This window comes from Bacteroides sp. AM37-9 (assembly GCF_003603455.1).
Taxonomy (GTDB): Bacteria; Bacteroidota; Bacteroidia; order Bacteroidales; family Bacteroidaceae; genus Bacteroides; species Bacteroides xylanisolvens.
In genome coordinates this window covers 49,092-63,657 of sequence record NZ_QTNF01000027.1, presented here as the reverse complement: position 1 = coordinate 63,657, position 14,566 = coordinate 49,092, and the positions used below count along the sequence as shown (strand labels likewise).

19 protein-coding genes are annotated in these 14,566 nt (G+C 40.8%); all 19 read left to right on the top strand.

Annotated features, from left to right (window positions below; translation table 11 throughout):
* Positions 1–41 precede the first annotated feature (41 nt).
* The 19 genes from rpoC (at position 42) to rplE (ending at position 14,561) form a co-directional block, all read left to right on the top strand.
* Entirely contained in the window at positions 42–4,325 is a 4,284-nt protein-coding gene (rpoC, locus tag DW862_RS17660; RefSeq protein WP_004310891.1) for a DNA-directed RNA polymerase subunit beta', read from the top strand.
* 146 nt (positions 4,326–4,471) lie between these two features.
* Complete coding sequence (locus tag DW862_RS17655; protein ID WP_004296354.1) at positions 4,472–4,780, top strand: DUF3467 domain-containing protein; 309 nt, start codon at positions 4,472–4,474, stop codon at positions 4,778–4,780.
* Between the two features lie 136 nt (positions 4,781–4,916).
* The gene (gene rpsL / locus DW862_RS17650) at positions 4,917–5,327 is read left to right on the top strand and encodes a 30S ribosomal protein S12 (protein ID WP_002558078.1); all 411 of its coding nucleotides are present in this window, start codon (positions 4,917–4,919) and stop codon (positions 5,325–5,327) included.
* Between the two features lie 143 nt (positions 5,328–5,470).
* Entirely contained in the window at positions 5,471–5,947 is a 477-nt protein-coding gene (rpsG, locus tag DW862_RS17645) for a 30S ribosomal protein S7 (RefSeq protein WP_004296352.1), read from the top strand.
* Between the two features lie 45 nt (positions 5,948–5,992).
* Positions 5,993–8,110 (top strand): elongation factor G, encoded by a 2,118-nt coding sequence (fusA, locus tag DW862_RS17640; protein ID WP_004310890.1) that lies wholly within the window; start codon positions 5,993–5,995, stop codon positions 8,108–8,110.
* 80 nt (positions 8,111–8,190) lie between these two features.
* A complete protein-coding gene (gene rpsJ / locus DW862_RS17635; RefSeq protein WP_002558075.1) occupies positions 8,191–8,496 on the top strand; it encodes a 30S ribosomal protein S10 in 306 nt (101 codons plus the stop codon).
* A gap of 18 nt (positions 8,497–8,514) precedes the next feature.
* A complete protein-coding gene (gene rplC, locus DW862_RS17630; RefSeq protein WP_004313455.1) occupies positions 8,515–9,132 on the top strand; it encodes a 50S ribosomal protein L3 in 618 nt (205 codons plus the stop codon).
* The gene (gene rplD / locus DW862_RS17625) at positions 9,132–9,758 is read left to right on the top strand and encodes a 50S ribosomal protein L4 (RefSeq protein ID WP_008023043.1); all 627 of its coding nucleotides are present in this window, start codon (positions 9,132–9,134) and stop codon (positions 9,756–9,758) included. Before rplC ends, rplD begins: the two co-directional genes overlap by 1 nt.
* A 16-nt stretch (positions 9,759–9,774) precedes the next feature.
* Positions 9,775–10,065, top strand: coding sequence for a 50S ribosomal protein L23 (gene rplW / locus DW862_RS17620; protein ID WP_004296347.1), 291 nt, complete (start codon positions 9,775–9,777; stop codon positions 10,063–10,065).
* Between the two features lie 5 nt (positions 10,066–10,070).
* Positions 10,071–10,895: a 50S ribosomal protein L2 gene (rplB, locus tag DW862_RS17615; RefSeq protein ID WP_004296346.1), complete on the top strand. Its 825-nt coding sequence runs from the start codon at positions 10,071–10,073 to the stop codon at positions 10,893–10,895.
* Between the two features lie 20 nt (positions 10,896–10,915).
* Entirely contained in the window at positions 10,916–11,185 is a 270-nt protein-coding gene (gene rpsS / locus DW862_RS17610) for a 30S ribosomal protein S19 (protein ID WP_004296345.1), read from the top strand.
* Between the two features lie 36 nt (positions 11,186–11,221).
* The gene (rplV, locus tag DW862_RS17605; RefSeq protein WP_004296344.1) at positions 11,222–11,632 is read left to right on the top strand and encodes a 50S ribosomal protein L22; all 411 of its coding nucleotides are present in this window, start codon (positions 11,222–11,224) and stop codon (positions 11,630–11,632) included.
* A 5-nt stretch (positions 11,633–11,637) separates the two neighbouring features.
* Entirely contained in the window at positions 11,638–12,369 is a 732-nt protein-coding gene (gene rpsC / locus DW862_RS17600) for a 30S ribosomal protein S3 (RefSeq protein ID WP_004296343.1), read from the top strand.
* 23 nt (positions 12,370–12,392) lie between these two features.
* Positions 12,393–12,827, top strand: coding sequence for a 50S ribosomal protein L16 (gene rplP, locus DW862_RS17595; protein ID WP_004291234.1), 435 nt, complete (start codon positions 12,393–12,395; stop codon positions 12,825–12,827).
* 5 nt (positions 12,828–12,832) lie between these two features.
* A complete protein-coding gene (gene rpmC, locus DW862_RS17590) occupies positions 12,833–13,030 on the top strand; it encodes a 50S ribosomal protein L29 (protein WP_004296342.1) in 198 nt (65 codons plus the stop codon).
* Positions 13,027–13,296: a 30S ribosomal protein S17 gene (gene rpsQ, locus DW862_RS17585; RefSeq protein WP_004296341.1), complete on the top strand. Its 270-nt coding sequence runs from the start codon at positions 13,027–13,029 to the stop codon at positions 13,294–13,296. Before rpmC ends, rpsQ begins: the two co-directional genes overlap by 4 nt.
* Positions 13,297–13,298: 2 nt before the next feature.
* Complete coding sequence (gene rplN, locus DW862_RS17580; RefSeq protein WP_004296340.1) at positions 13,299–13,664, top strand: 50S ribosomal protein L14; 366 nt, start codon at positions 13,299–13,301, stop codon at positions 13,662–13,664.
* 19 nt (positions 13,665–13,683) lie between these two features.
* Positions 13,684–14,004: a 50S ribosomal protein L24 gene (gene rplX / locus DW862_RS17575; RefSeq protein ID WP_004296339.1), complete on the top strand. Its 321-nt coding sequence runs from the start codon at positions 13,684–13,686 to the stop codon at positions 14,002–14,004.
* Positions 14,004–14,561, top strand: coding sequence for a 50S ribosomal protein L5 (gene rplE, locus DW862_RS17570; protein ID WP_004310886.1), 558 nt, complete (start codon positions 14,004–14,006; stop codon positions 14,559–14,561). Before rplX ends, rplE begins: the two co-directional genes overlap by 1 nt.
* Positions 14,562–14,566 lie beyond the last annotated feature (5 nt).

Below are 14,566 nucleotides of genomic sequence, written 5' to 3'. Positions count from 1 at the left end.
ATTTCCAATGATTCAATTATCAAATCTCAATTATATAGAGTATGGCTTTTAGAAAAGAAAATAAGACGAAAAGTAATTTCTCGAAGATCTCAATTGGTCTGGCTTCTCCGGAAGAAATCCTTGAGAATTCGAGTGGTGAAGTTTTGAAGCCTGAAACCATTAATTACCGTACGTACAAACCCGAACGTGACGGTTTGTTCTGCGAGCGCATTTTTGGTCCTATCAAGGATTATGAATGTCATTGCGGTAAATACAAGCGTATCCGTTATAAAGGTATCGTCTGCGACCGTTGTGGTGTGGAAGTTACTGAAAAGAAAGTGCGCCGTGAACGTATGGGACATATCCAGCTGGTTGTGCCGGTGGCTCACATCTGGTATTTCCGTTCGCTTCCTAATAAAATCGGTTATTTGCTCGGATTGCCGACAAAGAAACTGGATTCGATTATATACTACGAACGTTATGTTGTTATTCAGCCGGGTGTGAAAGCTGAAGATGGCGTAGCCGAATATGATTTGCTTTCTGAAGAAGAATATCTGGATATTCTGGATACGCTTCCGAAAGACAATCAGTATCTTGAAGATAATGATCCGAATAAATTTGTTGCAAAGATGGGAGCCGAAGCTATTTATGATTTGCTGGCTCGTTTGGATCTGGATGCTTTGTCTTACGAACTGCGTCACCGCGCCGGAAACGATGCGTCTCAGCAACGTAAGAATGAAGCTTTGAAACGTCTTCAGGTAGTAGAATCGTTCCGCGCATCACGTGGACGTAACAAACCGGAATGGATGATCGTACGTATCGTACCGGTTATTCCGCCCGAACTTCGTCCGTTGGTTCCGCTGGATGGTGGCCGTTTTGCTACATCTGACTTGAACGACCTTTATCGTCGTGTGATTATCCGTAACAACCGTTTGAAACGACTGATTGAAATCAAGGCTCCGGAAGTAATCTTGCGTAATGAAAAACGTATGCTTCAGGAATCTGTCGATTCTTTGTTTGATAACTCACGTAAGTCAAGTGCTGTGAAGACAGACGCCAACCGTCCGTTGAAGTCATTGTCTGACAGTTTGAAAGGTAAACAGGGACGCTTCCGTCAGAACTTGCTGGGTAAACGTGTTGACTACTCTGCTCGTTCCGTAATCGTCGTTGGTCCGGAATTGAAGATGGGTGAATGCGGTATTCCTAAATTGATGGCTGCCGAATTATACAAGCCGTTTATTATTCGCAAGCTCATCGAACGTGGTATCGTTAAGACTGTTAAGTCTGCAAAGAAAATCGTAGACCGCAAAGAGCCGGTGATTTGGGATATCTTGGAACATGTAATGAAGGGACACCCGGTACTCTTGAACCGTGCTCCGACCTTGCACCGTTTGGGTATTCAGGCTTTCCAGCCTAAAATGATCGAAGGTAAAGCTATCCAGTTGCACCCGTTGGCATGTACGGCATTCAACGCCGACTTTGACGGTGACCAGATGGCTGTTCACTTGCCTTTGAGTAATGAAGCAATTCTTGAAGCACAAATGTTGATGCTTCAGTCACATAATATATTGAATCCGGCAAACGGTGCGCCTATTACTGTGCCTGCACAGGATATGGTTCTTGGTTTGTACTATATTACTAAGTTGCGTGCCGGTGCAAAAGGTGAAGGTTTGACATTCTACGGACCGGAAGAAGCGTTGATCGCTTACAATGAAGGTAAGGTAGATATTCATGCTCCGGTGAAGGTTATCGTGAAAGACGTTGATGAAAATGGTAACATTGTAGACGTAATGCGCGAAACTTCAGTAGGACGTGTGATTGTGAATGAAATCGTTCCACCTGAAGCTGGTTATATCAATACAATTATCTCTAAGAAATCTCTTCGTGATATTATTAGTGATGTAATTAAGGTATGTGGTGTGGCTAAGGCTGCCGACTTCCTGGATGGAATCAAGAATTTAGGTTATCAGATGGCGTTCAAGGGTGGTTTGTCATTCAACTTGGGTGATATTATCATTCCGAAGGAAAAAGAAACTTTGGTACAGAAAGGTTACGACGAAGTTGAACAAGTCGTAAACAACTATAACATGGGTTTCATTACCAATAACGAACGTTACAATCAGGTAATTGATATTTGGACACATGTGAACTCCGAGTTGTCTAATATCCTGATGAAGACTATTTCTTCGGACGATCAGGGTTTCAACTCTGTATATATGATGCTTGACTCTGGTGCCCGTGGTTCTAAAGAGCAGATTCGTCAGTTGTCAGGTATGCGTGGTTTGATGGCAAAACCGCAGAAAGCAGGTGCTGAAGGTGGTCAGATCATCGAGAACCCGATTTTGTCGAACTTTAAAGAAGGACTTTCGGTGTTGGAGTACTTTATCTCTACCCACGGTGCTCGTAAAGGTTTGGCGGATACCGCTTTGAAGACTGCCGATGCTGGTTATTTGACTCGTCGTCTGGTGGACGTATCACACGATGTGATTATTACAGAAGAAGACTGCGGTACACTCCGCGGATTGGTTTGTACGGACCTTAAGAATAATGATGAGGTTATTGCTACTCTGTACGAACGTATCTTAGGCCGTGTTTCCGTACATGATATTATTCATCCTACCACAGGTGAATTGCTTGTTGCCGGTGGTGAAGAAATCACAGAAGAAGTAGCCAAGAAGATTCAGGAGTCTCCGATCGAGAGTGTTGAAATCCGTTCGGTATTGACTTGTGAAGCTAAGAAGGGTGTTTGTGCTAAATGTTACGGACGTAACCTGGCAACGAGCCGCATGGTTCAGAAGGGTGAAGCTGTCGGTGTAATCGCTGCTCAGTCTATTGGTGAGCCAGGTACACAGTTGACATTGCGTACATTCCACGCCGGTGGTACTGCTGCAAATATTGCAGCTAACGCCAGTATCGTTGCTAAAAATAATGCACGTCTTGAATTTGAAGAGTTGCGTACAGTAGATATCGTTGACGAGATGGGTGAATCTGCAAAAGTGGTAGTAGGTCGTTTGGCCGAAGTACGTTTTGTGGATGTGAATACCGGTATCGTTCTTTCTACTCATAACGTACCTTATGGTTCAACACTGTATGTAAGCGACGGCGACTTGGTAGAAAAAGGCAAACTGATTGCTAAGTGGGACCCGTTCAATGCTGTTATTATCACAGAAGCAACCGGTAAGATCGAATTTGAGGGCGTGATTGAAAACGTTACTTATAAGGTTGAATCGGATGAAGCAACAGGGCTTCGTGAAATTATTATTATTGAATCCAAGGATAAAACCAAAGTTCCTACCGCTCATATCTTAACAGAGGACGGTGATTTGATCCGTACTTATAACTTACCGGTAGGTGGTCACGTTATCATCGAGAATGGTCAGAAGGTAAAAGCCGGTGAAGTAATCGTGAAGATTCCGCGTGCCGTAGGTAAGGCGGGTGATATCACGGGTGGTCTTCCTCGTGTTACTGAATTGTTTGAAGCTCGTAACCCGTCAAATCCGGCTGTCGTTTCTGAAATCGACGGTGAGGTGACAATGGGTAAGATCAAACGTGGTAACCGTGAAATCATCGTAACTTCCAAGACGGGTGAGGTTAAGAAGTATCTGGTTGCACTGTCTAAGCAGATTCTGGTACAGGAAAATGACTATGTACGTGCTGGTACTCCGTTGTCTGACGGTGCTACTACTCCGGCAGATATCTTGGCAATCAAGGGTCCTACAGCTGTACAGGAATATATCGTGAATGAAGTTCAGGATGTATACCGCTTGCAGGGTGTGAAGATCAATGATAAGCACTTTGAGATTATCGTTCGTCAGATGATGCGTAAAGTACAAATTGATGAACCGGGAGATACTCGCTTCCTCGAACAGCAAGTCGTAGACAAACTGGAATTCATGGAAGAAAATGATCGTATCTGGGGCAAGAAAGTCGTAGTGGATGCTGGTGATTCTCAAAATATGCAAGCTGGACAGATTGTAACTGCCCGCAAGTTGCGTGATGAGAATAGTATGTTGAAACGTCGTGACTTGAAGCCGGTTGAAGTTCGTGACGCTGTTGCTGCTACCTCTACTCAGATCCTTCAAGGTATCACGCGTGCTGCTTTGCAAACATCAAGCTTTATGTCGGCTGCTTCCTTCCAGGAAACAACGAAAGTATTGAATGAAGCTGCTATCAACGGTAAGATCGATAAGCTTGAAGGTATGAAGGAAAATGTGATCTGTGGTCACTTGATTCCTGCCGGTACCGGACAGCGCGAGTTCGAAAAGCTCATCGTTGGATCAAAAGAAGAGTATGACCGTATCTTGGCTAACAAGAAAACAGTACTTGACTACAATGAAGTAGAATAAATACAATTCAATTGACTATATGAAAAGGAGCAGTTGCCTGATTGGGCAATTGCTCCTTTTTTTATTTCTTTTTTACTCGCGTGTATTACCATTAGTTTCAGGAAAAATGTGTTATTTTGCAGGATAACTTTTTAATCATATTAAATATGGAAGAACAAAATAACAACGGACAATTACAGATTGAATTGAGAGAAGAGGTTGCACAGGGAACTTATGCAAATCTTGCTATTATTACTCATTCGAGTTCTGAATTCATCCTTGACTTCGTGCGCGTAATGCCGGGTATACCGAAGGCTGGTGTGCAATCTCGTATTATTGTGGCTCCGGAGCACGCAAAACGTCTGCTGCGGGCATTAGAAGATAATATAGCAAAGTATGAGCGCGTATTCGGTCCGATTCGTACTTCGGATGAACCCCCTATTTCTCCTTTGACGGGTGTAAAAGGCGAAGCGTGAGGATGATATAAAAACATTAAAAAAGAAAAAAAAGTTGTAGCGCATTGAATATTCAAATATTATTCGTATTTTTGCAGCCCAAAATGTATAGTTACGAAATTAATATAACAATAATATAAATCAAAAAACAATTAAAATGCCTACAATTCAGCAATTAGTAAGAAAAGGACGCGAAGTGCTGGTGGAGAAAAGTAAATCTCCAGCCTTGGATTCATGTCCTCAAAGACGTGGCGTTTGCGTGAGAGTATACACTACTACTCCGAAGAAGCCGAACTCTGCAATGCGTAAAGTAGCTCGTGTACGTTTGACTAACCAAAAAGAGGTGAACTCATACATTCCGGGAGAAGGACACAACTTGCAGGAACACTCAATCGTTTTGGTACGTGGTGGTCGTGTAAAAGACCTTCCGGGTGTGCGTTATCACATTGTACGTGGTACGCTTGATACAGCAGGTGTTGCTGGTCGTACTCAAAGACGTTCTAAGTATGGTGCTAAGCGTCCGAAACCAGGACAAGCAGCTGCTCCTGCTAAGGGTAAGAAAAAATAAGGATTAAGACCTAATTAAAATTAAAGTAATAACTTACGTTTTAGTTTGTTGGAAATGCTAAAGGTTGAGTAAATTCTCCGGAGGGAGAGTTGAAGAAGTCAAGAAGTAGACAACCAAGAACAAAAACATTATTTTTCAAACAAATGAGAAAAGCAAAACCAAAAAAACGCCTGATTCTTCCGGATCCTGTGTTTAATGACCAAAAGGTTTCCAAGTTCGTGAACCACTTGATGTATGATGGAAAGAAAAATACATCTTATGAAATCTTTTATGCCGCTTTGGAAACAGTGAAAGCAAAACTTCCTAACGAAGAAAAATCAGCTCTCGAAATCTGGAAAAAGGCTTTGGATAATGTAACTCCGCAAGTGGAAGTAAAGTCTCGCCGTGTAGGTGGTGCTACTTTCCAAGTTCCTACTGAAATCCGTCCGGATCGTAAAGAATCAATCTCTATGAAGAATTTGATTCTGTTTGCTCGCAAAAGAGGTGGTAAATCAATGGCTGACAAGTTGGCTGCTGAAATTATGGATGCCTTCAATGAACAAGGCGGTGCATACAAGCGTAAAGAAGATATGCACAGAATGGCAGAAGCTAACCGTGCATTTGCTCATTTTAGATTCTAATACTGTAAGAAACCTAATATAAACTTAAAGTAAAGGAATTAGAAGATGGCTAAACATGATTTACATTTAACTCGTAATATCGGTATCATGGCTCACATTGATGCCGGAAAAACAACTACTTCTGAACGTATCCTGTTCTACACTGGATTGACTCACAAAATTGGTGAAGTTCATGATGGTGCTGCTACTATGGACTGGATGGAACAGGAGCAAGAACGTGGTATCACTATTACATCCGCTGCTACAACAACAAGGTGGAAATATGCTGGTGATACTTATAAAATTAACTTGATTGACACTCCGGGACACGTTGACTTTACCGCAGAGGTAGAACGTTCATTGCGTATCCTTGATGGGGCTGTAGCTGCTTACTGTGCTGTGGGTGGTGTTGAGCCTCAATCAGAAACTGTATGGCGTCAGGCTGATAAATATAACGTTCCTCGTATTGCTTATGTTAATAAGATGGATCGTTCTGGTGCTGACTTCTTTGAAGTAGTTCGTCAGATGAAGGATGTTCTTGGAGCTAATCCGTGTCCGATTGTTGTTCCTATCGGTGCTGAAGAATCTTTCAAAGGTCTTGTTGACCTTATCAAAATGAAAGCTATCTATTGGCATGATGAAACAATGGGGGCTGACTACAGTATTGAGGAAATCCCTGCAGAACTTATCGATGAAGCTAACGAGTGGAGAGATAAGATGCTTGAAAAAGTAGCAGAATTTGATGATGCTTTGATGGAGAAATATTTCGATGATCCTTCTACTATTACTGAAGAAGAAGTATTGAGAGCTCTTCGTAATGCAACAGTTCAGATGGCTGTAGTTCCTATGCTTTGCGGATCTTCTTTTAAGAACAAAGGTGTTCAGACATTGCTTGATTATGTTTGTGCTTTCTTGCCTTCTCCACTTGATACAGAGAACGTAATAGGTACAAATCCTAATACGGGAGCTGAAGAGGATCGTAAACCAAGTGATGATGAAAAAACATCTGCTTTGGCGTTTAAGATCGCAACTGACCCATATGTAGGTCGTTTGACTTTCTTCCGTGTTTATTCTGGTAAAATTGAAGCAGGTTCTTATATCTACAACTCTCGTTCTGGTAAGAAAGAACGCGTTTCTCGTCTGTTCCAGATGCACTCCAACAAACAGAACCCGGTTGAAGTAATCGGTGCTGGTGATATTGGTGCAGGTGTAGGCTTTAAAGATATTCGTACTGGGGATACTTTGTGTGATGAAACAGCTCCGATAGTACTTGAGTCTATGGACTTTCCGGAACCGGTTATTGGTATCGCTGTAGAGCCTAAGACTCAGAAGGATATGGATAAACTGTCTAACGGTTTGGCTAAATTGGCTGAAGAAGACCCAACATTTACTGTGAAAACAGACGAACAGACAGGTCAGACAGTTATTTCTGGTATGGGTGAGCTTCACTTGGATATTATCATTGACCGTTTGAAACGTGAATTTAAGGTAGAATGTAATCAAGGTAAGCCTCAGGTTAACTATAAGGAAGCTATCACGAAGACAGTTAACTTGCGTGAAGTGTACAAGAAGCAGTCTGGTGGACGTGGTAAGTTTGCTGATATCATTGTGAACATTGGTCCGGCTGATGCGGATTTCACTTTAGGTGGTTTGCAGTTTGTTGATGAAGTGAAGGGTGGTAATATTCCTAAGGAATTTATCCCAGCAGTTCAGAAAGGCTTTACAAATGCTATGAAGAGTGGTGTTTTGGCAGGCTACCCATTGGATTCATTGAAAGTGACTTTGGTTGATGGTTCATTCCACCCGGTTGACTCTGATCAGTTGTCATTTGAAATCTGTGCAATGCAGGCTTATAAAAATGCATGTGCTAAGGCAGGTCCTGTTTTGATGGAACCTATCATGAAACTGGAAGTTGTAACTCCGGAAGAAAACATGGGTGATGTTATCGGTGACTTGAACAAACGTCGTGGACAGGTTGAAGGTATGGAATCTAGCCGCTCTGGCGCTCGTATCGTGAAAGCGATGGTTCCACTGGCGGAAATGTTTGGTTACGTAACAGCTTTACGTACTATTACTTCTGGTCGTGCAACCTCGTCAATGACCTACTCTCATCACGCTCAGCTTTCTTCTTCTATTGCTAAGGCTGTATTGGAAGAAGTAAAAGGACGCGCTGATTTACTCTAAAATATCTAAAGCAGCAGGCTAGCGAATGACTCTTAGCCTGCCGCTTTATCTTATTATAAATGTATTAATTTAAAAAAATAATGAGTCAGAAAATTAGAATTAAATTGAAATCTTACGACCACAACTTGGTTGACAAGTCAGCTGAGAAAATTGTAAGAACTGTAAAAGCTACAGGTGCTATCGTTAGCGGTCCAATACCTCTGCCTACGCACAAACGTATCTTTACTGTGAACCGTTCGACTTTCGTAAACAAGAAGTCTCGTGAGCAATTTGAACTCTCTTCTTATAAGAGATTAATCGACATCTATAGCTCAACAGCTAAGACAGTAGATGCTTTGATGAAGTTGGAATTGCCAAGTGGTGTGGAAGTAGAAATTAAAGTTTGATAATTAAAAATTAGTGAAATGCCAGGATTATTAGGAAAAAAAATCGGAATGACATCCGTTTTCAGTGCCGATGGTAAAAATGTACCATGCACTGTTATCGAAGCAGGTCCTTGTGTTGTTACTCAAGTTAAAACTGTAGAAAAAGATGGCTATGCAGCTGTTCAGTTGGGTTTCCAGGACAAAAAGGAAAAACATACAACTAAACCGTTGATGGGACATTTTAAAAGAGCAGGAGTAACACCGAAGAGACACTTGGCTGAGTTCAAAGAATTTGAAACAGAGTTGAATTTGGGTGATACCATTACTGTAGAAATGTTTAACGACGCTAGCTTTGTTGACGTTGTTGGTACTTCTAAGGGTAAGGGTTTTCAGGGTGTAGTAAAAAGACATGGTTTTGGTGGTGTGGGTCAAGCTACTCACGGTCAGCATAATCGCGCTCGTAAACCGGGTTCTATCGGTGCTTGTTCTTACCCTGCAAAAGTATTCAAAGGAATGCGCATGGGTGGACAACTTGGTGGTGACAGAGTCACTGTACAAAACTTGCAGGTATTAAAAGTAATCGCGGATCATAACCTTCTTTTGGTTAAAGGTTCTATCCCGGGTTGCAAAGGTTCAATCGTATTAATTGAGAAATAATGGAAGTTAACGTATATAACATTAAAGGTGAAGACACTGGGAGAAAGGTTACGTTAAACGAATCTATCTTCGGAATTGAGCCCAACGACCACGCTATTTATTTGGACGTAAAACAATTTATGGCTAATCAGCGTCAGGGTACTCATAAGTCAAAAGAAAGAAGTGAAATCAGTGGTTCAACTCGTAAGATCGGTCGTCAGAAAGGTGGCGGTGGAGCACGTCGTGGTGATATGAACTCGCCTGTTCTTGTAGGTGGTGCTCGTGTTTTCGGTCCGAAACCAAGAGACTACTTCTTCAAATTGAATAAAAAAGTTAAGACATTGGCTCGTAAGTCAGCTTTGTCTTATAAAGCTCAAAACGATGCAATCATTGTCGTTGAGGATTTCACATTTGAAGCTCCTAAGACAAAAGATTTCGTTGCAATGACAAAAAATCTTAAAGTTTCCGATAAAAAGCTACTTGTAATTTTACCGGAAGCAAATAAAAACGTATATTTGTCAGCTCGTAACATTGAGGGTGCTAATGTACAGACTATCTCAGGATTAAATACTTACAGAGTATTGAATGCTGGGGTTGTTGTGCTTACAGAAAACTCTCTGAAGGCTATTGACAATATCTTAATTTAAAAAGGAGGCTTAAATAATGGGAATTATTATTAAACCGTTGGTAACAGAGAAAATGACTGCAATCACAGATAAGCTGAATCGTTTCGGCTTTGTTGTACGTCCTGAAGCTAACAAACTGGAAATTAAGAAGGAAATTGAAGCTCTTTATAATGTTACTGTAGTTGATGTGAATACTGTGAAGTATGCTGGCAAGAATAAGAGCCGTTATACCAAAGCAGGTATCATCAATGGTCGTACGAATGCTTTCAAAAAAGCAATCGTGACATTGAAAGAAGGAGATACTATTGATTTTTATAGCAATATTTAATAAAAATGGCAGTACGTAAATTTAAGCCCACAACACCGGGGCAAAGACATAAAATTATTGGTACTTTCGAAGAAATTACTGCATCAGTACCAGAAAAGTCTCTTGTATATGGTAAGAAATCATCTGGTGGTCGTAACAGCGAAGGTAAGATGACTATGCGCTACATTGGTGGCGGTCATAGAAAGGTGATTAGAATTGTTGATTTCAAGAGAAATAAGGACGGTGTTCCAGCAGTAGTTAAAACAATCGAATACGACCCGAATCGTTCGGCTCGTATCGCTCTGTTATTTTATGCTGATGGAGAAAAAAGATATATTATTGCTCCCAATGGATTGCAAGTTGGTGCGACTCTGATGTCAGGTGAAACAGCAGCGCCAGAGATTGGTAATGCTCTTCCTCTTCAAAACATTCCGGTGGGTACTGTGATTCACAATATCGAATTACGTCCGGGACAGGGTGCTGCTCTGGTTCGTTCAGCTGGTAACTTTGCTCAGTTGACTTCTCGTGAGGGTAAGTATTGTGTAATTAAGTTGCCTTCAGGTGAGGTTAGACAGATTCTTAGCACTTGTAAAGCTACTATCGGTAGTGTAGGTAACTCTGATCATGGATTGGAAAGTTCAGGTAAAGCAGGACGTTCTCGTTGGCAAGGACGTCGTCCTCGTAACCGTGGTGTTGTAATGAACCCGGTTGATCACCCGATGGGTGGTGGTGAAGGACGTGCTTCCGGAGGTCACCCAAGATCACGTAAGGGATTGTATGCTAAGGGACTTAAGACTAGAGCTCCTAAGAAACAATCGTCTAAGTACATTATTGAGAGAAGAAAAAAGTAATCTGATTAATTGAGTAAACTATGAGTCGTTCATTAAAAAAAGGTCCATATATTAACGTTAAGCTTGAAAAGAGAATTCTTGCCATGAATGAATCAGGTAAGAAAGTCGTAGTAAAGACTTGGGCCAGAGCTTCAATGATTTCGCCTGATTTTGTAGGCCATACAGTTGCAGTTCACAATGGAAATAAATTTATTCCTGTTTATGTTACCGAGAATATGGTAGGACACAAGTTGGGCGAATTTGCTCCAACTCGTACATTCAGAGGACACGCTGGTAACAAGAAAAGATAACAGGATTTATTTGAAATAATAAAGTAATAAATAATAATGGGAGCAAGAAAAAAAATATCGGCTGAAAAAAGAAAAGAAGCCCTTAAGACCATGTATTTTGCAAAATTGCAAAATGTTCCTACTTCTCCACGTAAGATGCGTCTGGTTGCAGACATGATCCGTGGTATGGAAGTGAACAGAGCACTTGGTGTTTTGAAATTTTCTTCAAAAGAAGCTGCTGCAAGAGTGGAAAAATTGCTTCGCTCTGCAATTGCTAACTGGGAACAGAAAAACGAACGTAAAGCAGAAAGTGGCGAATTGTTCGTAACACAGATTTTTGTTGATGGTGGAGCTACACTCAAAAGAATGAGACCGGCACCACAGGGTAGAGGTTATAGAATTCGCAAACGTTCAAATCACGTAACATTGTTCGTTGGTGCTAAAAGTAATAACGAAGATCAAAATTAAGGTAGATGGGACAAAAAGTTAATCCAATAAGCAACCGTTTAGGAATTATCAGAGGATGGGATTCTAACTGGTATGGTGGAAATGATTACGGTGATTCTTTGCTGGAAGATAGCAAAATCCGTAAATATCTTAATGCAAGACTTGCAAAAGCAAGTGTATCAAGAATCGTAATTGAACGTACGCTGAAGCTCGTTACTATTACTGTTTGCACTGCTCGCCCGGGTATTATTATCGGTAAAGGTGGCCAAGAAGTTGATAAGTTAAAAGAGGAGTTGAAGAAGGTTACCGACAAAGATATTCAAATCAATATCTTTGAAGTGAAGAGACCGGAACTGGATGCTGTGATTGTTGCTAACAACATCGCTCGCCAGGTTGAAGGTAAAATTGCCTATCGCCGTGCCATCAAGATGGCTATCGCAAACACAATGCGTATGGGTGCTGAAGGTATCAAAATTCAGATTTCAGGACGTTTGAATGGAGCTGAAATGGCTCGTTCTGAAATGTATAAAGAAGGAAGAACTCCGTTGCACACTTTCAGAGCTGATATCGACTACTGTCATGCAGAAGCATTGACTAAAGTAGGTCTTCTTGGTATCAAAGTTTGGATTTGTAGAGGTGAAGTGTTTGGTAAGAAAGAATTGGCTCCGAACTTTACACAAAGCAAAGAAAGTGGTCGTGGAAACAATAGTGGAAACAACGGCGGAAAGAACTTCAAAAGAAAGAAAAATAATCGCTAAACGAATTTGAATTTTAGGAAACTATGTTACAACCGAAAAAGACAAAATTCAGAAGACAACAAAAAGGCCGTCAGAAAGGTAATGCCCAGAGAGGCAACCAGCTGGCCTTTGGTTCTTTTGGCATAAAGGCTTTGGAGACTAAGTGGATTACAGGCCGTCAGATCGAAGCTGCTCGTATTGCAGTAACAAGATATATGCAACGTCAAGGACAGATCTGGATCCGTATATTCCCGGATAAACCGATCACTAGAAAACCTGCCGATGTACGTATGGGTAAAGGTAAAGGTGCTCCAGAGGGATTTGTGGCTCCTGTAACTCCAGGTAGAATCATTATTGAAGCTGAAGGAGTATCTTACGAAATCGCGAAAGAAGCATTGCGCTTAGCTGCTCAAAAGCTTCCTATTACAACGAAGTTTGTCGTAAGACGTGATTATGATATTCAAAATCAAAATGCGTAAGTGTTATGAAAATTGCAGAAATTAAAGAAATGACTACTAATGATTTAGTAGAAAGAGTAGAGGCGGAAACAGCTAATTATAACCAAATGGTTATTAATCATTCTATTTCTCCTTTGGAAAATCCTGCTCAAATCAAACAATTACGCAGGACTATTGCGCGTATGAAAACAGAATTGCGCGAAAGAGAACTTAACAATAAATGATCAGCTTGATGGAAGCAAGAAATTTAAGAAAAGAAAGAACAGGGGTTGTGTTGAGCAATAAGATGGACAAGACCATCACAGTTGCTGCCAAATTTAAGGAAAAACACCCTATATATGGTAAGTTCGTTAGCAAAACGAAGAAGTACCATGCTCACGATGAAAAGAATGAATGCAATATCGGTGATACTGTAAGCATCATGGAAACTCGTCCTTTGAGCAAGACTAAAAGATGGAGATTAGTAGAAATAATTGAAAGAGCTAAGTAATTATGATACAAGTAGAATCCAGACTTACAGTATGTGATAACAGTGGAGCGAAAGAGGCGTTGTGTATCCGCGTTTTGGGGGGGACAGGTCGTCGTTATGCTTCAGTGGGGGATGTCATTGTAGTTTCAGTGAAGAGCGTTATCCCTTCTAGTGATGTTAAAAAAGGTGCAGTATCAAAGGCTTTGATTGTACGTACAAAGAAAGAAATCCGTCGTCCTGATGGTTCTTATATACGTTTTGATGATAATGCTTGCGTGTTGTTGAATAATGCAGGTGAAATTAGAGGTAGTCGTATTTTCGGTCCTGTAGCAAGAGAACTTCGTGCTACAAACATGAAAGTTGTGTCACTTGCGCCTGAGGTACTTTAATTTGTAAAAGATTTAAGTAATGAGTAAATTACATATTAAAAAAGGCGACACAGTTTACGTAAATGCTGGTGAAGATAAGGGCAAAACTGGTCGTGTATTGAAGGTTCTTGTTAAAGAAGGACGTGCATTTGTTGAAGGTATCAATATGGTATCTAAAAGCACAAAGCCGAATGCAAAGAATCCACAAGGTGGTATTGTGAAGCAAGAAGCTTCTATCCACATTTCAAACTTGAACCCGGTTGATCCAAAAACTGGTAAAGCAACGCGTATTGGGAGAAAAAAGAGTTCGGAAGGAACTTTAGTGCGTTATTCTAAAAAATCAGGAGAGGAGATTAAGTAATGAGTAATACTGCTAGTCTTAAGAAAGAATATGCAGAGCGTATAGCACCTGCATTGAAATCACAGTTCCAGTATTCTTCTACAATGCAGATACCCGTACTTAAGAAGATTGTAATCAATCAGGGATTAGGTATGGCTGTTGCTGATAAGAAGATTATCGAAGTAGCAATCAATGAAATGACAGCTATTACAGGTCAAAAAGCTGTAGCTACCATTTCTCGTAAAGATATCGCAAACTTTAAGTTGCGTAAAAAAATGCCGATTGGTGTTATGGTAACTTTACGTCGTGAAAGAATGTACGAATTCCTTGAAAAATTGGTTCGTGTAGCTCTTCCTCGTATTCGTGACTTCAAAGGTATCGAAAGTAAGTTTGATGGTAAAGGTAACTATACCCTTGGTATTCAGGAACAAATCATTTTCCCTGAAATAAATATCGATAGTATTACAAGAATTCTCGGAATGAATATTACCTTTGTAACCTCTGCGGAAACAGATGAAGAAGGTTATGCTTTGCTGAAGGAATTCGGTTTACCTTTTAAAAACGCTAAAAAAGACTAATAGAT